Source organism: Micromonospora sp. NBC_01412 (assembly GCF_045040215.1).
Classification (GTDB): Bacteria; Actinomycetota; Actinomycetes; order Mycobacteriales; family Micromonosporaceae; genus Micromonospora; species Micromonospora rubida.
The window spans coordinates 2,581,642-2,598,014 of record NZ_CP109528.1 but is presented as its reverse complement, the minus strand read 5'-3'; the positions used below and the strand labels follow the sequence as shown (position 1 = coordinate 2,598,014).

17 protein-coding genes are annotated in these 16,373 nt (G+C 74.7%); 12 read left to right on the top strand and 5 right to left on the bottom strand.

Going from position 1 to position 16,373, the window contains the following annotated elements; all coding sequences use genetic code 11:
- Positions 1-94 precede the first annotated feature (94 nt).
- The 3 genes from radA to OG617_RS11830 all read right to left on the bottom strand — a co-directional run bounded on the left by radA (position 95) and on the right by OG617_RS11830 (position 3,390).
- A complete protein-coding gene (gene radA / locus OG617_RS11840) occupies positions 95-1,540 on the bottom strand; it encodes a DNA repair protein RadA (RefSeq protein ID WP_396685109.1) in 1,446 nt (481 codons plus the stop codon).
- 91 nt (positions 1,541-1,631) lie between these two features.
- A complete protein-coding gene (locus OG617_RS11835; protein WP_405101257.1) occupies positions 1,632-2,426 on the bottom strand; it encodes a hypothetical protein in 795 nt (264 codons plus the stop codon).
- Positions 2,427-2,562: 136 nt separating this feature from the next.
- Positions 2,563-3,390, bottom strand: a complete 828-nt coding sequence (locus tag OG617_RS11830) for a UbiA family prenyltransferase (protein WP_405101255.1) — start codon at positions 3,388-3,390, stop codon at positions 2,563-2,565.
- Positions 3,391-3,436: 46 nt separating this feature from the next.
- On the opposite strand from OG617_RS11830, the gene OG617_RS11825 reads away from it, so the two are divergent.
- The 3 genes from OG617_RS11825 to OG617_RS11815 all read left to right on the top strand — a co-directional run bounded on the left by OG617_RS11825 (position 3,437) and on the right by OG617_RS11815 (position 6,225).
- Positions 3,437-4,207 (top strand): methyltransferase domain-containing protein, encoded by a 771-nt coding sequence (locus tag OG617_RS11825; protein ID WP_405101253.1) that lies wholly within the window; start codon positions 3,437-3,439, stop codon positions 4,205-4,207.
- Between the two features lie 201 nt (positions 4,208-4,408).
- Entirely contained in the window at positions 4,409-5,458 is a 1,050-nt protein-coding gene (locus tag OG617_RS11820) for a type III polyketide synthase (protein ID WP_405101251.1), read from the top strand.
- A 56-nt stretch (positions 5,459-5,514) separates the two neighbouring features.
- Entirely contained in the window at positions 5,515-6,225 is a 711-nt protein-coding gene (locus OG617_RS11815) for a hypothetical protein (RefSeq protein WP_405101249.1), read from the top strand.
- Positions 6,226-6,238: 13 nt separating this feature from the next.
- On the opposite strand, the gene OG617_RS11810 is transcribed toward OG617_RS11815, so the two are convergent.
- Positions 6,239-6,970 carry a hypothetical protein gene (locus OG617_RS11810; RefSeq protein ID WP_405101247.1) on the bottom strand — a complete coding sequence of 244 codons (732 nt, stop codon included), beginning with the start codon at positions 6,968-6,970 and terminating at the stop codon, positions 6,239-6,241.
- A 328-nt stretch (positions 6,971-7,298) separates the two neighbouring features.
- Here OG617_RS11810 and OG617_RS11805 point away from each other — a divergent pair, with 328 nt between their 5' ends.
- The 5 genes from OG617_RS11805 to OG617_RS11785 all read left to right on the top strand — a co-directional run bounded on the left by OG617_RS11805 (position 7,299) and on the right by OG617_RS11785 (position 11,810).
- Complete coding sequence (locus tag OG617_RS11805; RefSeq protein ID WP_161686422.1) at positions 7,299-7,784, top strand: CarD family transcriptional regulator; 486 nt, start codon at positions 7,299-7,301, stop codon at positions 7,782-7,784.
- Positions 7,785-7,838: 54 nt separating this feature from the next.
- Positions 7,839-8,534 (top strand): 2-C-methyl-D-erythritol 4-phosphate cytidylyltransferase, encoded by a 696-nt coding sequence (ispD, locus tag OG617_RS11800; protein WP_405101245.1) that lies wholly within the window; start codon positions 7,839-7,841, stop codon positions 8,532-8,534.
- A gap of 16 nt (positions 8,535-8,550) precedes the next feature.
- The gene (ispF, locus tag OG617_RS11795; protein WP_405101243.1) at positions 8,551-9,033 is read left to right on the top strand and encodes a 2-C-methyl-D-erythritol 2,4-cyclodiphosphate synthase; all 483 of its coding nucleotides are present in this window, start codon (positions 8,551-8,553) and stop codon (positions 9,031-9,033) included.
- A 7-nt stretch (positions 9,034-9,040) separates the two neighbouring features.
- Complete coding sequence (locus tag OG617_RS11790; protein ID WP_405101241.1) at positions 9,041-10,051, top strand: tetratricopeptide repeat protein; 1,011 nt, start codon at positions 9,041-9,043, stop codon at positions 10,049-10,051.
- A 214-nt stretch (positions 10,052-10,265) separates the two neighbouring features.
- Positions 10,266-11,810 carry a chitinase gene (locus tag OG617_RS11785; protein ID WP_405101239.1) on the top strand — a complete coding sequence of 515 codons (1,545 nt, stop codon included), beginning with the start codon at positions 10,266-10,268 and terminating at the stop codon, positions 11,808-11,810.
- A gap of 182 nt (positions 11,811-11,992) precedes the next feature.
- Here OG617_RS11785 and OG617_RS11780 read toward each other — a convergent pair whose 3' ends face one another.
- Positions 11,993-13,159 (bottom strand): homogentisate 1,2-dioxygenase, encoded by a 1,167-nt coding sequence (locus tag OG617_RS11780; RefSeq protein WP_405101237.1) that lies wholly within the window; start codon positions 13,157-13,159, stop codon positions 11,993-11,995.
- 94 nt (positions 13,160-13,253) lie between these two features.
- On the opposite strand from OG617_RS11780, the gene OG617_RS11775 reads away from it, so the two are divergent.
- From OG617_RS11775 to OG617_RS11760, 4 genes are all read left to right on the top strand, one after another.
- Entirely contained in the window at positions 13,254-14,120 is an 867-nt protein-coding gene (locus tag OG617_RS11775; RefSeq protein ID WP_405101235.1) for a hypothetical protein, read from the top strand.
- Positions 14,117-15,313, top strand: coding sequence for a fumarylacetoacetase (gene fahA, locus OG617_RS11770; protein ID WP_405101233.1), 1,197 nt, complete (start codon positions 14,117-14,119; stop codon positions 15,311-15,313). The genes OG617_RS11775 and fahA overlap by 4 nt, the downstream gene beginning before the upstream one ends.
- Positions 15,314-15,513: 200 nt before the next feature.
- Positions 15,514-15,723, top strand: coding sequence for a DUF397 domain-containing protein (locus OG617_RS11765; RefSeq protein ID WP_405101231.1), 210 nt, complete (start codon positions 15,514-15,516; stop codon positions 15,721-15,723).
- A gap of 124 nt (positions 15,724-15,847) precedes the next feature.
- Positions 15,848-16,330, top strand: a complete 483-nt coding sequence (locus tag OG617_RS11760; RefSeq protein ID WP_405101229.1) for an SRPBCC domain-containing protein — start codon at positions 15,848-15,850, stop codon at positions 16,328-16,330.
- Positions 16,331-16,373 lie beyond the last annotated feature (43 nt).

The following is a 16,373-nucleotide window of genomic DNA, read 5'->3' as shown; positions in this document are numbered from 1 at the left end:
TGATGTGTCACGGTGCTCCCCGACGGCCACGCCGGGTGGCCTGCCGTCCTTGTCCGGTATCGCACGGGCGGTCCCGCGCGGCGGCCACCGTCGGTCACTCCGCGGATGCGCGGGCGGCACACTGGAGCGCCGAGCGCACGTCGGTGACCTCCATCACCCGCATGTTCTCCGGGCCCGCCCCGACGCTCTCCGGGCCGCACCCGGTCGGGACGAGCGCCACCCGGAACCCGAGCCGGGCCGCCTCGGCCAGCCGGCGCGCCACCGCGCCGACCCGGCGGACCTCTCCGGTCAGCCCGACCTCGCCGATCGCCACCAGATGCGGGTTGATGGCCAGGTTGAGCCCACCGGAGGCCACGGCGAGGGCGACCGCGAGGTCGGCCGCCGGCTCCACCACCCGGATGCCGCCGACGGTGGCCGCGAAGACCTCCTTGTCGTGCAGGGTCAGCCGCTCGGCGCGGCGCTGGAGCACCGCCAGCACCATCGCCAGCCGGGCCCCGTCCAGCCCGGACACCGTGCGTCGGGGCGAGCCCGCGACCGTCGCGCCGATCAGCGCCTGGACCTCGGTGACCAGCGCCCGCCGCCCCTCCATCGCCACCGTGACGCAGGTGCCCGGCGTCGGCTCCGAGTAGCGGGTCAGGAACAGCCCGGACGGGTCGGCGAGGCTGCTGATCCCGCCCTCGTGCATCTCGAAGCAGCCGACCTCGTCGGCGGCGCCGAACCGGTTCTTCACGCCGCGCACCATCCGCAGCGAGGAGTGCTTGTCGCCCTCGAAGTGCAGCACCACATCGACCAGGTGCTCCAGCACCCGGGGGCCGGCCACCTGGCCGTCCTTCGTGACGTGACCGACCAGCACGGTGGCGAGGCCGCGCTCCTTGGCCACCGCGACCAGGGCGGCGGTGACCGCCCGCACCTGGGTCACCCCGCCGGGCACCCCCTCGGTGCCGGGGGTGGAGATGGTCTGCACCGAGTCGAGCACGAGCAGCCCCGGCTTCACCGCGTCCAGGTGGCCGAGGACCGCGCCCAGGTCGCTCTCGGCGGCCAGCCAGAGCTGGTCGTGCAGGGCGCCCATCCGCTCGGCGCGCAGCCGCACCTGGCTGACCGACTCCTCGCCGCTGACCACGAGCGACGGGCTGCCGGCGGTGGCCGCCCACTGCTGGGCCACGTCGAGCAGCAGCGTGGACTTGCCCACGCCCGGCTCGCCGGCGAGCAGCACCACCGCGCCGGGCACCAGGCCGCCGCCGAGCACCCGGTCCAGCTCGCTGACCCCGGTCGGCCGGGCCCTGGCGGGGGCGGCGCTGATGGTGGCGATGGGACGGGCCGGCTCGGCCGGCATCCGGGAGCTGACCACCCGGCCGGAGACGGTCGGACCGGTCACGGTGCACTCGACCACCGCGCCCCACTCGCCGCACTCCGGGCAGCGCCCCACCCACTTCGGGGGCTGGTGCCCGCAGGCGTCGCACTCGTAGGCCGGACGGGGCTCGCGGGCGGCCCGGCCCGCGCGCGGGGTCGCTCGGGAGGGTGTCGATCGGGGCGTCGTCACACCGGAACGCTAGTCCCCCCGTACGACGAAGCACCGCCGACGTGGCGGGTGCCACGCCGGCGGTGCCGTCGACGGTCGGTGGTGCGGGGCGTCAGCCGCCGTGGCCCGCGCCGGCCTCGGTGCCGCCCTCCTCGCCGTGCGAGCCCTCGCGCTCGACGATCTGGGAGGGCTGCGGGAGCGGGGTCAGCGGGATGCCGATCGGGGCCGGGGTGCTGATGGTCGTGCCGTTGCCGAAGTCGAAGGTCAGGCTGACCTGCTGCCCGACGAGCTGGGCCTTGTTCAGGCCGACGAGCTGGAGGGACCGGCCGCCCTGCACGTTGAGCTGGATGTAGCTGAGGGCCGGGATCTCGATCCGGGCCGGCTCGCCGGCGGGGGCCGAGGGGCTGGCCGAGGCGGACGGGCTCTCCGAAGCGCCCTCGGACGGGGACGGCGAGCCGCCCTCCGACGGGCTGGCCGACCCGGACGGGCTGGCGCTGCCCGACGGCGACGCGCTGCCCGAAGGCGACGCGCTCTCCGACGGCGACGCGCTGGCTGACGCGGACGGGCTGGCCGACCCGGACGCGCCGCCGGTGATCACGACCTCCCGCGCGCTGTCCGTGGTGACGGTCACCGTCACCGGGCTCTGCGTGTCGTTGTAGATCACCGCGTTGACGGCGGCGTTCCCGCCGGACTGGTAGCTCCCGCTGCCCGGGTATTCGACGTACAGGCCGCGTACCTTGTAGGCGTTGTCCGGAGTCTGGACGTTGACGCCCTGGACCGACGGGGTCTTGTTGGCGGTCTCGGCCACCTGGCCGGCACCGCAACCGGTCGCCAGCAGGCCGGTCGCCGCCGCCACGCCGGACAGCAGCAGGGCCGCCCGCCGGGAACCCCTGATCGAGCGCGTCACGTCGGTCCTCCTCGTCACGATCCCCACCCGGCCGTCACCGGGCACGGTGGCCATACCCGCGCAGACCGGCTTCAGGGTAGTTGGGGTTGATCGGGAGCCGCACGCCGACCCGGCACCACCACCTTCCCGAGGGCGCTCAGACCACCCGGCCGTTCGCCACGAGCAGCACCACGTCGATCAGCGCCACCAGCATCACCGCCCGGAAAGCGGCCACGCCCCGGCGGGCGCCGCGGCCGGCGTACCAGGTCAGGGGCGGCACCAGTGCGGCGGTCGCGACGGCCGACAGCCCGGCCCACGACGGCGGCCCGGGCGGCCCGACGACCAGGGTGACGGTCGCCGCGAGCAGCAGCCCGGCGGCGGCCACCCGGCTGCCGGCCGCGCCGAGCCGGTGCGGCAGCCCGCGCACCCCGGTCCGGGCGTCGTCGGCCAGGTCCGGCAGCACGTTGGCGAAGTGCGCCCCGGCCCCGAGCAGGGCGGCGGCGGCCACCAGCCAGGCCGGCGGGGCGGGCGCGCCGGGCAGGGCCAGCACCACGAAGGCGGGCAGCGCCCCGAAGGAGACCGCGTACGGCAGCACCGAGACCCGGGTCGATTTCAACGGCCAGTTGTAGGACAGCGCGGAGACCAGGGCCACGGCCGCCCAGACCGCCGCCGTCCGGTTGGTCGCCGCCGCCAACAGGACCGTGGCGAGGGCCGCCGCCCCCGCTGCCAGGCCGACCGCCCGCGCGCTGACCGCGCCGCTCGCGACCGGTTTGTCGGTACGCCCCACCGCGGCGTCCCGGTCGGCGTCCAGGCGGTCGTTGGACCAGCCGACCGCGAGCTGGCTGGCGAGCACCGTCAGCACCACTGTGGCGACCCCTGCCGGGCGGTGCCCCACCCCCTGGGCGAGCAGCCCGGCGACCACGGTCACCGCCACGGCGGGCTCGGGGTGACTCGCCCTGACCAGCCCTAACACCGTCGTCGACATAAGGGAAGTCTGGTCGTTACCGTCCAGTCGTGCCACGCTCGGTGCCATGCGCGACGGTTCGTCCCGGGTGTCCGACCGCCCCCGCCTGCTGCCCCCGAACGATCCACGACAGTACGACGACCTGGCCGACGAATGGTGGCGTCCCGACGGGACGTTCGCCATGCTGCACTGGCTGGCCCGGGCCCGGGCGGCCCTCGTTCCGCCCGCCGCCCGGCCCAACGCCCTCCTGGTCGACCTGGGCTGCGGCGCCGGTCTGCTCGCCCCGCACCTGGCCGGCAGGGGCTACCGGCACGTCGGGGTCGACCTCACCCGCTCGGCCCTGGCCCAGGCTGCGCAGCACGGGGTGACCCCCGTCAACGGCGACGCCACCGCCGTGCCGCTGGCCGACGGCTGCGCCGACGTGGTGGCCGCCGGCGAGCTGCTGGAGCACGTGCCCGACTGGCGGCGGGCGGTGGCCGAGGCGTGCCGGCTGCTCCGTCCGGGAGGGCTGCTGGTTCTGGACACCCTCAACGACACCGCGCTGAGCCGGCTGATCGCGGTCGAGATCGGCGAGCGGCTGCCGACGGTGCCCCGGGGCATCCACGATCCACGGTTGTTCGTGGACCACCGGGAGTTGGTCGCCGAGTGCGCCCGGCACGGCGTCGACCTGCGAGTCCGGGGCGTCCGCCCGGGGCTGGTCGGGACGCTGGCCTGGCTGCTGCGCCGGATCCGGTCCGGTGGTCGTCCACAGCCGACGCCGGCCGGGCGGGCGCCACGAATCAGGCCGACCTGGTCTACTGCGGTGCTGTACCAGGGGTGGGGGGTCCGGCGCGGGTAGCCGGGTCGGCACCGGCTGGGGACGCCGGGAAGGGGCCACACGAGGGTGCGCGCCACGAGCGCCCCGCCCGCGACCCGGGCGGCGTCCCGGACCGTGGCGGCCCGTCCCCTCGTTTGGTGAGCGTGAGTACGGCGGTCCCGTGGTCGTGGATGGAGGCGACGCGGGGACGACATGGGGGTTCGCGGACGAGAGGTGGGGAACGTGGCCGTACCGGTGATCGCGGGCATGGGGACGGCGCAGCCGCCAGGTGCCAGCCAGGACGAGCTCTGGGAGAGCTTCTTCTCGAAGCACTTCGCCGGCCGGACCCGGGCGCTGGCAGAGCGGATCTTCGCCAACTCCGGGGTGAAACGGCGGCAGGCGGCGGTCAACCCGCTGCTGGAGGACGTGTCGGACTGGTCGACCGAGCGCCGGCTGCGCCGCTACCAGGTCGAGGCGTTGCCGCTGGGCAAGGAGGCGGTCGGCCGGGCGCTCACGGCAGCAGGCCTGGACGCCCGTGACGTCGGCCTGTTCGTCGTCTGTTCGTGCACCGGGTACGCCACCCCAGGGCTGGACATCCTGCTCGCCCGGGACCTGGGCATGGCTCCGGACACCCAGCGCATGTTCGTCGGGCACATGGGCTGCTACGCCGCCCTGCCGGGGCTCGGCGCGGCCGGCGACTTCGTCACCGCGCGGCAGCGCCCCGCGCTGCTGCTCTGCGCCGAGCTGACCAGCCTGCACATCCAGCCGGCCACGGCCCGGCTGGACACCCAGCAGATCGTCTCCCACGCGCTCTTCTCGGACGCCGCCGTCGCCGCCGTGGTCATCCCCGGGGGCCGGGGGTACGCGCTGCGCGAGGTCACCTCGGTCACCGACACCTCCACGGCCGACCACATGACGTGGGAGGTCACCGACACCGGCTTCCGGATGGGACTGTCGCCGCAGGTGCCGCAGGTGCTCTCGACCCACGTCCGGGGGCTGGTCGACGGCCTGCTGGCCCGGCACGGCACCCAGCTCACCGAGGTGGACGGCTGGGCGGTGCACCCGGGCGGCCCGCGCATCCTCGACGTGGTGGAACGCGAGCTGGCGCTGCCGCCGCAGGCGCTGGCCGCGTCCCGGGCGACGCTGGAGGAGCACGGCAACTGCTCGTCGCCGACGGTGCTGCTGATCCTCGACCGGCTGCTGCGGGGGGCACAGCCGCCCGACCGGGTGCTGATCCTCGCCTTCGGCCCGGGCCTGACCCTCTACGCGGCCCTCCTCGACCGCGCCGCCTGACCGGGCCCGCCTGGAGGGCCTCGGCCGGGTCTCGCGGGCGGCGGGACCGGTGCCGGATGGCTAGGCTCGACCGCGTGGTGGGCGGCGACGTGGTTGACCGGCTCCGGGGCGGAGGGCTCGCCGCGCTGGCCGCCCTCGTCGTGGCCGCCAGCGCCGGATGGTGGCAGGCCGTGGCCCCGGCGGTCGGTCCGGCCGGCGGCCCCGCCGCGGCGTCCGGGGCCGACGAGCGGCGCGGTCCCGGTGACGGGTCCCGGCGCGTCCGGTCCGGGGCGGCGTCCGGAGAGCTGGACGGGATGCCCCTGAACGAGGCGCCGCTGGCCTTCACCGTCGATTCCGCCACGGGCCGGGTGACCTCCGGCGGCCCTCGCCGGGGTGTCATCGTCGACGGGGCGACCGGGCGGGTGATCGAGCGGTACGACGCGGGCACCGGCCACGGCGAGGATCCCGACGGCGGGCTCGGCGGGTTGATCGGGACGGTCTGGCAGGCCCGGCTTACGCTGCACCCCGGCCAGTCCCCGCAGCGACGGGTCGTCATGGCCGCCACGCGAACGCACCTGGTCCGGTACCGGTGCGTCGGTCCGGGGCAGCTCCTGCTGGTGACCGTCCGCTCCGGGCACCGCGACAGCCGCCGGGCGACCTGCGACGGTTCGTTCGCCACGGCGTGGCTGAGCCGCGGGAACGGCCCGATCCGGATCGAGCTGGCCGCCGTCGCCCGGGGAATCGCCCCGATCGTGGTCGACGCCCGGGTGGCGGCCCTGGCGTTCTGACCAGCCGGCGGGGTCAGGGGCCGAGGCGGGCCAGGTCAGCGCGGTAGTCGTCGGCGGAGCGCAGGTCCGGGACCACCCGGACCGGGTTGCCGGTGCGGCCGACCAGCAGCGCGGTGGCGCTGCCGGGGCGGGGCGGCACGTGCAGGAACTCGCGCAGCCCGCCACCCGGATCGGCGAGTGGACGCACGGTCGCGCCGGCGGGCACCGGAGTGGGACGCAGCGCGCGGGTGTCGTGGACGGTGACCACGGTGACCCCTGGCGGCGCGAGCTCGGCGGCCTCGGCCACCCGGTCGGGGCAGGGGCAGGCGTCCACCAGGATGATCAGCGCGGGGAGCAGCGCGCGTAACGACACGATCGAGTCGTCGGCGTCGACCAGTTCCAGGGCCGGCAGTACGCGACCGGTCAGGTCGGTCGCCGTCGGGTACGGCACGACGGTGGGGTGGTCGCCGGAGCGGGGCGTGCGGGGCCAGGTGACGGCGAACAGCCCGGCGGCGGTGGTGAGCAACGCCACCAGCAGCACCAGCAGCGGCAGGCCGAGCGGTGGCCGGCCGTCCCTCGGGACGGCCAGGCCGAGCAGCCGCCGCCACCGGTTCCGGCGGGCCCGCGGGCGCAGCTCGAGCCGGACCTGCGCAGCCTCCTCGGCCAGCGCGGACGCGTCGTCCGGCACCACCACCCGGCCCCACTCCGGGGGCAGGCCGGGAAGTCCTTCGGCGGGGCCGTGACCATCTGCGTCGGGCATGCCCATCGGACCCCCTCGAACCGGTTCGGTGCGCGGACAGCGGTTCGCCTCAAGGGTCCCGCACCGGCCCCTCCTCCCGCTACATCTGGGCGGGGCTGGTGCGGCCGGGCTACCATGGAAAGAGCGCATCGCCCAGAAATCCACGCTCCGCCCACCTCCCACCGGGGGGTCACATGTTGGTCACGGAGCGTGTTCAGACCATCGGTTTGGCCGCCTGTCAAGCTGAAGAAAGACCTCTCACAGGGCCCCTGAGCTGCGCCAACGGTCAGGACAGCGGTGGGACATCGGTGCCTGAGCGTGTTACCCTAGACACAGCGAAAGGGGTTTCGAACCTATGGTTTTCAGTGTCGGCGAGACCGTTGTTTACCCCCACCACGGGGCCGCACTCATCGAGGCAATCGAGACTCGGGTCATCAAGGGCGAGCCCAGGGAGTATCTCGTCCTGCGGGTCGCGCAGGGTGACCTGACGGTTCGGGTGCCCGCTGAGAACGCCGAGATCGTGGGCGTGCGTGAGGTGGTCGGCGAAGAGGGCCTCGGCAAGGTCTTCGACGTCCTCCGGGCTCCGCACACCGAGGAGCCGACCAACTGGTCGCGGCGTTACAAGGCGAATCTGGAAAAGCTTGCCTCCGGCAACCCGCTGAAGGTGGCCGAGGTTGTCCGCGACCTGTGGCGTCGGGAGCGGGAGCGGGGCCTGTCCGCGGGCGAGAAGCGCATGCTCGCCAAGGCCCGCGACATTCTCGTCGGCGAGGTCGCGCTGGCCGAGAAGAGCACCAAGGACGAGGCGGAGACGTTGCTCGACAAGGTGCTGACCGAGGGCTAGTCCGCACAGCATCGTCGTACCCACCCCGCAGCGAAGAAACCCGAGGACCGCGACGTGACCGCGCAGCTCAATCCGCGCGGTGACGTCGCGGTCCTCGTGCCTGCGGCCGGTGCCGGCGTACGGCTCGGCCCGGGCGCCCCCAAGGCCCTGCGCCTGCTCGCCGGGGAGCCGCTGCTCGTGCACGCGGTACGCCGGATCGCCGCCGCCGGGTCCGTGCACACCATCGTGGTGGCCGCCCCGGCCGGGGAGGTCGAGGCGGTCCGTCGGCTCCTCGCCCCGGTCGCCCCGGTGCTGGTCGTCCCCGGCGGGGCGGAACGGCAGGCGTCGGTGGCCGCCGCGCTCGCGGCCGTCCCCGCCGGCCCGGGGATCGTGCTGGTGCACGATGCGGCCCGTGCCCTGACCCCGCCCGAGCTGGTCGAGTCGGTGGCCGGGGCGGTCCGCTCCGGGCACGACGCGGTGATCCCCGTCCTCCCCGTGGTCGACACGATCAAGGAGGTCGGCACCGGCGAGGTGGTCCTCGGCACCGTGGACCGGTCCGCCCTGCGGGCCGTGCAGACGCCGCAGGGGTTCCGCCGGTCGGTGCTGTCCGCCGCCCACGCGGCGGCCGGCGACCCGCTCACCGACGACGCCGGCCTCGTGGAGAATCAGGGCATCCCAGTGGTGTGCGTCCCCGGCTCCGAGTACGCCCTCAAGGTCACCCGCCCGTTCGACCTGGCGCTCGCCGAGCACCTGCTGGCCGCAGGCGCGTGACGCGTACCCTCGGCGCATGATCGTTCCTCGGGTGGCCGTCGGCACCGACGTGCACGCGTTCGAGGCCGGCCGGCCCTGCTGGGTGGCCGGCCTGCACTGGCCCGACCAGGACGGCCTGGCCGGTCACTCCGACGCCGACGTGGCCGCGCATGCGGCCTGCAACGCGCTGCTGTCCGCCGCCGGGCTGGGCGACCTCGGGTCGAACTTCGGGGTGGCCGAGCCGGAGTGGGCGGGCGCGTCGGGGGTGGCGTTGCTGACCGAGAGCGCCCGCCGGGTCCGGGCGGCCGGTTTCCAGATCGGCAACGTGTCGGTGCAGGTGATCGGCAACCGGCCGAAGATCGGACCGCGCCGGGCCGAGGCCGAGGCGGTGCTGTCCGGGGCGGTCGGCGCCCCCGTCACCGTCTCCGCAGCCACCACCGACGGGCTGGGCTTCACCGGGCGCGGCGAGGGGCTGACCGGGATCGCGGTCGCCCTGGTCCACCAGGCCCCTGCCGCGTAGGTCCGCGATGTCCAGCGACGCCACCGCCGAGGGGTACCTCCAGCGCGCCCAGCTCCTGGCCGACCTCGGGCGCTACGACGAGGCGACCGGCGAGGTCGGCTTCGCGCTGGCCCTGGAGCCGGCGAACGCCACCGCGCTGACCACCCTCGGCCGCGTGCACCTAGCCGCCGGGCGGCCCGCCGAGGCGCGCGCCGCCGCCGACGCCGCCCTGGCCGTCGCCCCGGACGCGGTCGACCCGCTGGTGGTGCGCGGGCTGGCGCTGGCCGACCTGGGCGAGTACGCCGAGTCGGCGAGCACCGCCGACCGGCTCCTCGCCGTCGGCCCCGCCGACGCGTACGCCCAGCGCAGCGCCGCCGCCCTCCTCTCCGGCGCGCGCAACGGGCAGCCGGCGCTCAACGCCGCCTGGCGCGGGGTGGAGCTGGCCCCGGAGGAGGCCCAGGCGCACCTGGTGCTCGGCCTGGTGGCCGCCCGGCTGCGGCTCTACGACCTGGCCGAACGGGGGTACCGGGAGGCGCTGCGGCTCGACCCGGAGCTGGCTGGGGCCGCCGCCGAGCCCGGGGTGGTCCGGCTGGAGCGGCGCCGGTATGCCGAGGCGCTGGCGGAGCTGGCCGAGGCCGTGCCGGTCGGCCCGGCCCCGCCCGACCCGCGCCGGGCCGTCTCCGACGACCTGCGTCGCCTGGTGTTGTACGGGGCGGGCTGGTCACTGGCCGGCACCGTGCTGGTGGCGGTCGCGGCGGCCGGCGGGTCCGGCCCGTCCCGGTTCCTCGCGGTGCTGGTCGCGCTGGGTGGGGTGCTGGTGGGCTGGCGGCTCGCTGCCCGGGTGCCGGGGTTGACCCGCACCGTCCTGCCCGACCTGTTCCGCTCCGACCGGGCGCTGGCCCTGGCCGTGTACGCGGTGGCTGTCGCGCCGGTGCTGCTCGTGCTCTACGCGGTGGTCGGCACGCCCTGGCCGCTGGTGCTCACGATTGCCGTCACCGCCGTGGCCGAGCTGGCCGTGTTCTCCCGCACCGTGCGCTGAGGCCGTGGCCGGCGGGCCAGCCTCACCACCGCCTGTCGGCGCGGCCGTGGCCGGCGGGCTGGCGTCCCCCGCAGCCTGTCGGCGCGGATCCAGCACAGAGTCGACGCCCGGATCTCGCTGCGGGCCAGCCCTGGACAATTACAGTTAACAAACCTAATAATTAGCCACCCGTCGATACGTCTCCGGCGGGGCGATCCCCTACCGGGAGGACCGGATGAAGCGCAGTCCCCGAACACCGCTCCTGGCCGTCCTGGCGGCCCTCGCCACCGCCGCCGCGGCGACCCTGACCCTCGCAGCCCCGGCCCTGGCCGCCGGCCCGACGGCTGCCTTCACCAAGACCTCCGACTGGGGAACCGGCTGGGAGGGCCGCTTCACCATCACCAACGGCGGCCCGGGCACCATCACCGGCTGGCAGGTCGCCTTCACGCTGCCGACCGGCACGACGCTCGGCTCGTACTGGGACGCCACGGTGAGTAGCGCAGGCCAGCGGCACACCTTCACGAACCGGTCCTGGAACGGCAACGTCGCCCCCGGCGCCTCGGTGTCGTTCGGCTTCCTGGCCACCGGGGCGGGATCCCCCACCGACTGCACCCTCAACGGGGCCCCGTGCGGCGGCGGCACGCCCACCTCCCCACCCACCACGGCGCCCCCGACCACCGCGCCCCCGACGACCCCACCGCCGACCACCCCACCGCCGACCACGCCACCGCCGACCACCCCGCCGGTCGGCGGGCTGCCCAAGCACGCACTGATCGGCTACCTGCACGCCAGCTTCGGCAACGGCGCGGGTTATCTGCGGATGGCCGACGTGCCCGCCGACTGGGACGTCATCAACCTCGCCTTCGGCGAACCCACCTCGGTCACCTCCGGCGACATCCGCTTCCAGCTCTGCCCTGTCGCCGAGTGCCCCGGCGTCGAGACCGAGGCGGAGTTCACCGCGGCGATCCGGGCCAAGCAGCAGCAGGGCAGGAAGGTGCTGCTCTCGATCGGCGGCCAGAACGGGCAGGTGCAGCTCACCACCACCGCCGCCCGGGACACCTTCGTCCGGTCGGTGTCCGCGATCATCGACCGGTACGGCCTCAACGGCCTGGACATCGACTTCGAGGGCCACTCCCTCTACCTCAACACCGGGGACACCGACTTCCGCAACCCAACCACCCCGGTCGTGGTCAACCTGATCTCGGCGATCCGCTCCCTCAAGCAGCGCTACGGGGCGGGATTCGTGCTCACCATGGCCCCGGAGACGTTCTTCGTGCAGCTCGGCTACCAGTTCTACGGGTCAGGGCCGTGGGGTGGACAGGACCCCCGAGCCGGGTCGTACCTGCCGGTGATCCACGCGCTGCGCGACGACCTCACCGTCCTGCACGTGCAGGACTACAACTCCGGCCCCATCGTGGGGCTGGACAACCAGTACCACATCATGGGAAGCGCTGACTTCCACATCGCGATGACCGACATGCTGCTCACCGGGTTCCCGGTGGCCGGGAACGCCAACGCCGTCTTCCCCGCCCTGCGCGAGGACCAGGTCGCCTTCGGCGCACCCTCCTCGACCAGCGCGGGCAACGGGTACCTCGCCCCCGCAGGCGTGCAACAGGCGGTGACCTGCCTGGTCAAGGGCCAGAACTGCGGCAGCTACGCCCCGCGCAGCGGAACCAACCCCGCCTTCCGGGGACTGATGACCTGGTCGATCAACTGGGACCGGTACTACTCCTGGGAGTTCCGGCTCAGCCACGGCCCGTTCCTCAAGGTGCTGCCCTGACCCGCAGCCCGAAGAGGTTGCCCTGACCCGAAGTTCGAAGAGGTCCACTGACCCGTCGCCGGTCGCCGCCCGTAGTGGTGGCGGCCGGCGGTGGACCGGTGGCGGACCGGGCCCGTGGCACGACCCCACCGCCGCGCCCGTCGCGACGTCCCTGGCCCGGCAGAACCTCGCCGCAGCGGGTCCTAGCCGCGACGCGCCCAGGTCCAGGCGTAGCCCGGGTCCTCGCACTCGGTCGCGGCGTCGCACAGGTCGAGGGGGCGGAACGTGTCGACCATGACGGCCAGCTCGTCGAAGAAGTCGGCGCCGATCGACCGCTCGGCGGCACCCGGCTGGGGGCCGTGGGTGAAGCCGGACGGGTGCAGCGAGATCGAGCCCTGCTCGACGCCGGATCCGCGCCGGGCCTCGTAGTTGCCGCCGGTGTAGAAGAGCATCTCGTCGGAGTCGACGTTGTGGTGGTTGTACGGGACCGGGATGGCGTCGGGGTGGTAGTCCACCTTGCGCGGCACGAAGGAGCAGATCACGAAGTTCGGGCCCTGGAACGTCTGGTGCACGGGCGGCGGCTGGTGGATCCGGCCGGTGATCGGCTCGAAGTCGTGGATGGAGAACGCCCACGGGTAGAGGTGCCCGTCCCAGCCGACCACGTCGAACGGGTGGTTGGCGTAGACGTACCGGGTCCACCCGGCGCGGTGCCGGACCAGCACTTCGACGTCGGTCCCGTCGACCTGCAACGGCGCGTCCGGCCCCCGGACGTCCCGCTCGCAGTACGGCGAGTGCTCCAGGAACTGGCCCCGCACCGACAGGTAGCGTTTGGGCGGGCCGATGTGCCCGGCGGCCTCGACGGCCAGCAGCCGGACGGGCTGGTCGCCGGTCGGCACGAGGCGGTGGATGGTCGAGGTGGGGATGACGACGTAGTCACCGGCCACCGCGTCCAGCACGCCGAACGGCGACTCCACCCGCAGTGTGCCGGCCTCGACGTACAGGCACTCGTCGCCGGTGGCGTTGCGGTAGAGCGGGGACGGCCGGTCGGCGAGCACGTACGCGATCCGGACGTCGTCGTTGGCGAGCAGGTACCGCCGGCCGAGCACCGGGTCGGCCCCGGAGCCGTCGAGTTTGTGGGTGCGCAGGTGGCGGGGCTTGAGCGGCAGGTTCGGCGCGCGGGTTACGGCCGGCGGGGCGTACTCCTCGGCGGCGAGGATCGCGGTCGGGGCGTACCGGTGGTAGAGCAGGGACGAGTCGGAGGAGAAGCCCTCCTGGCCCACCAGTTCCTCCGCGTAGAGGGTGCCGTCGGGCTGCCGGAACTGGGTGTGCCGCTTCCGGGGCACCTCGCCGACGCTGCGGTAGTACGGCATGTCGCCTCCCGATTCGTCCCGTTCACCGGCCGTTGGCGTCCGATAATCGGACGCTGTTGTCCGTTCCTTGTAGCGTCCCGTAAGTTCTTGTGTCGTGTCAACGCAGGTGCCCCGCCTCTTCGCCGGACTCGTCGACGACGCCGCCGTCTTCCCGCCCGGCAGCGCGACGCTGCCCGACGCGGTCTCCGCCCACCGCGGGCACCGCGACTCCTGGTACGCCGGCATGGTCGGCCCGCTGCTCGTCCCCGCCTCGGCCGTCACCGCCGGCGAGCTGACCCCGCTGGTCGACCCCGCCGGGGGCCTCGTCGTCGGGCTGATCGGCGACACCGGCGTCGAAGGGCTGCCCGCCGCGCTGTCGTTCCTGGCACCGGCCGGCGTCACCGCCCGCCAGGTCGAGGTGGCGGTCGCCAGGCGGGGCGAGGACCCGCAGCCGGGCCTGGCCGCGCTGCTGGAGCTGATCGGGCGGCGGGACGGCGTCGACGCCTACGCCGAGATCCCGCTGGCGTTCGGGCTGATGGGGGCGCTGGACACGGTCGCCGCCGCCCGCGCCGACGGAGTGCCGGTCGCGGCCAAGTTCCGCACCGGCGGGCTGGCCGCCGAGCTGTTCCCGACCCCGGTCGAGCTGGCCGCCGTCATCTGCGCCTGCCGGGACCGGGAGCTGCCGTTCAAGCTGACCGCCGGGCTGCACCACGCCGTGCGGCACCGGGACCCGGAGACCGGCTTCACCCACCACGGCTTCGGCAATGTGCTCGCCGCGACCCTCGCCGCCGCCGACGGGGCGGAGGTGGCCGAGGTGGCCGTCCTGCTCGCCGCGACCGACCCGGTGCCGCTGGTCGAGCGGGCCCGCACCGGGCGGGACGGCGACCGGCCGCTGTGGGTGGGCTTCGGCTCGTGCAGCATCGAGGAACCACTGACCGATCTGATCCGGCTGGGGCTGGTGAACGGGGGGTACGAAGCATGACCTGGGTGACGGGGGCCGAAGGCTCGGCGTACGGGGTGCGCAACCTGCCGTACGGGGTGTTCCGGTGGGGCGGGGACGACCCCCGGGTCGGCGTTCGCATCGGGGACTACGTGCTCGACCTGGCCGGCGCCGAGGCAGCCGGGCTGGTACTGGCCGCCGGCGCGTTGGGCCGGCCCAGCCTCAACGCGTTCCTGGCGCTGGGTCGTCCGCAGTGGACGGCGGTGCGGCAGCGGGTGACCGAGCTGCTCACCGACGAGGCCCACCGGGTGGCGGTGGAGCCGCTGCTCGTCCCGCTCGCCGAAGCCGAGCTGCTGCTGCCGTTCGAGGTGGCCGACTACGTCGACTTCTACTCCTCCGAGCACCATGCCGGGAACGTCGGGCAGATCTTCCGCCCCGGCCAGCCGCCCCTGCTGCCGAACTGGAAGCACCTGCCGGTCGGCTACCACGGCCGGGCCGGCACGGTGGTGGTCTCCGGCACGCCGATCGTCCGCCCCGCCGGGCAGCGGGCCACCCCGCAGGGCCCGGTCTGCGGCCCGTCCGTGCGCCTCGACATCGAGGCCGAGGTCGGCTTCGTCGTCGGCGTGCCGACCGCGCTCGGTGACCGGGTCGCGGCGGCCGACTTCGCCGACCACGTCTTCGGGGTGGTGCTGGTCAACGACTGGTCCGCCCGGGACATCCAGGCCTGGGAGTACCAGCCGCTCGGCCCGTTCCTCGGCAAGTCCTTCGCCACCTCCGTGTCGGCCTGGGTGACCCCGCTGGACGCGCTGGCCGACGCGTTCGTGCCCGCGCCGGACCAGGACCCGCCGGTGGCGGAGTACCTGCGCGACGTGCCGCATGTCGGGCTGGACCTGCGGCTGGCGGTGGAGTGGAACGGCGAGCGGGTCAGCGAGCCACCCTTCGCCACGATGTACTGGACCCCCGCCCAGCAGCTCGCCCACCTCACCGTCAACGGCGCGTCCCTGCGCACCGGCGACCTGTACGCCTCCGGCACCGTGTCCGGTCCCGAGCGGGGGCAGGTCGGCTCGTTCTTGGAGCTGACCTGGGGCGGTGCCGAGCCGGTCAAGGTCGGTGGCGAGACCCGGACCTTCCTGGAGGACGGCGACACCGTCACCCTCACCGCCACCGCGCCCGGCCCGGACGGCACCACCGTCGCCCTCGGCGAGGTCACCGGGACCATCCGCCCGGCCCGCTGACCGGGAGACGATCCGCCCCGACGCGCCACCGGAACGCCGCTTCGACGCACTACCGAACCCCGATCGCACCCGCTGTGCGATCGGGGTTCGGCGCATCCGCGTTAGGCGTCGGGGTCGTCCGTCGCGGCGGCCCCCAGCCGGCGGCGCAGTGCAGCGGCGCCGGCCGTCGTGGACGTCCCAGCGGACAGGAGGTAACGAGCATGACCGATCTCGCGGGCGCCGTCTGGCGCACCAGCAGCCGCTCCAACGACCAGGGATTGTGCGTGGAGGTGGCGGACAATCTGGTCGACACCGTCGGCGTGGTCGCGGTACGCGACTCGAAGAACCCGGCCGGGCCGGCGCTGGCAGTGAGCCCGCCGGGCTGGACCGCCTTCGTCGACGCCATCCGGGTCGGGCGGTTCCGGGACTGATCACCATCCCCGGGGAGGGGCTCGGTCCCGCCTCGCCCCGGGATGGCCACCAGCGGCGGAATTCCCGCCGCTGGGCCCCCGCCGCACGCTCACCCCCCGTACCGTGGAGGACACGGGAGGTGTCATGTCGACGGTCACGGTCACCCAGTTCATCCAGGCACCCGCCGTCGACCTGTGGCGGCTCCTGGTCGACCTGCCGGCCCGCGCGGACTGGCTCTGCACGGTCGGCCGGGTCGAGCTGCTCACCCCGGGCCAGCTCGCCCCGGGCACGGCCTGGCGGGAGATCCGCACCCGGCCGGACGGCGGCGGGCAGGCTGAGGAGTTCGTCGTGCTGGAGGCCGCGCCGCCCCGCCGGCTGGTGCTGACCTCGTCCGGCATCGGCGTGACCTACCGGACCACCTGGACGCTGCATACCGTGCGGCGCCGTCGGCGGGCCTGCACCGCCGTCACCGTGCGCCAGGAGGCGGTGTCCACCGTCCCGTACGGTCGCGTCCTGGCCCTGCTCCTCGGTGGCCTGGCCGCCCGGGCAGTCGAGGGCGCCTTCCGCCGGGACCTCGCCGACCTCGCCCGCGCCGTCGATCCGGCGGCCGCCGCGGAGGCGGCCTGACCGGGTCGGCGGCGGCCCTCCTGGGTAGGGTGCCGGGCGGAGG

What these genes read in the sequence shown, in the direction of transcription:
- fahA (WP_405101233.1), top strand. Translation starts at nt 14,117, where the DNA reads ATGACCTGGGTGACGGGGGCCGAAGGCTCGGCGTACGGGGTGCGCAAC.
- OG617_RS11810 (WP_405101247.1), bottom strand. Translation starts at nt 6,970, where the DNA reads ATGGGCATGCCCGACGCAGATGGTCACGGCCCCGCCGAAGGACTTCCC.
- OG617_RS11765 (WP_405101231.1), top strand. Translation starts at nt 15,514, where the DNA reads ATGACCGATCTCGCGGGCGCCGTCTGGCGCACCAGCAGCCGCTCCAAC.
- OG617_RS11805 (WP_161686422.1), top strand. Translation starts at nt 7,299, where the DNA reads ATGGTTTTCAGTGTCGGCGAGACCGTTGTTTACCCCCACCACGGGGCC.
- OG617_RS11760 (WP_405101229.1), top strand. Translation starts at nt 15,848, where the DNA reads ATGTCGACGGTCACGGTCACCCAGTTCATCCAGGCACCCGCCGTCGAC.
- OG617_RS11825 (WP_405101253.1), top strand. Translation starts at nt 3,437, where the DNA reads ATGCGCGACGGTTCGTCCCGGGTGTCCGACCGCCCCCGCCTGCTGCCC.
- OG617_RS11785 (WP_405101239.1), top strand. Translation starts at nt 10,266, where the DNA reads ATGAAGCGCAGTCCCCGAACACCGCTCCTGGCCGTCCTGGCGGCCCTC.
- ispF (WP_405101243.1), top strand. Translation starts at nt 8,551, where the DNA reads ATGATCGTTCCTCGGGTGGCCGTCGGCACCGACGTGCACGCGTTCGAG.
- OG617_RS11830 (WP_405101255.1), bottom strand. Translation starts at nt 3,390, where the DNA reads ATGTCGACGACGGTGTTAGGGCTGGTCAGGGCGAGTCACCCCGAGCCC.
- OG617_RS11790 (WP_405101241.1), top strand. Translation starts at nt 9,041, where the DNA reads ATGTCCAGCGACGCCACCGCCGAGGGGTACCTCCAGCGCGCCCAGCTC.
- OG617_RS11815 (WP_405101249.1), top strand. Translation starts at nt 5,515, where the DNA reads ATGGCTAGGCTCGACCGCGTGGTGGGCGGCGACGTGGTTGACCGGCTC.
- OG617_RS11780 (WP_405101237.1), bottom strand. Translation starts at nt 13,159, where the DNA reads ATGCCGTACTACCGCAGCGTCGGCGAGGTGCCCCGGAAGCGGCACACC.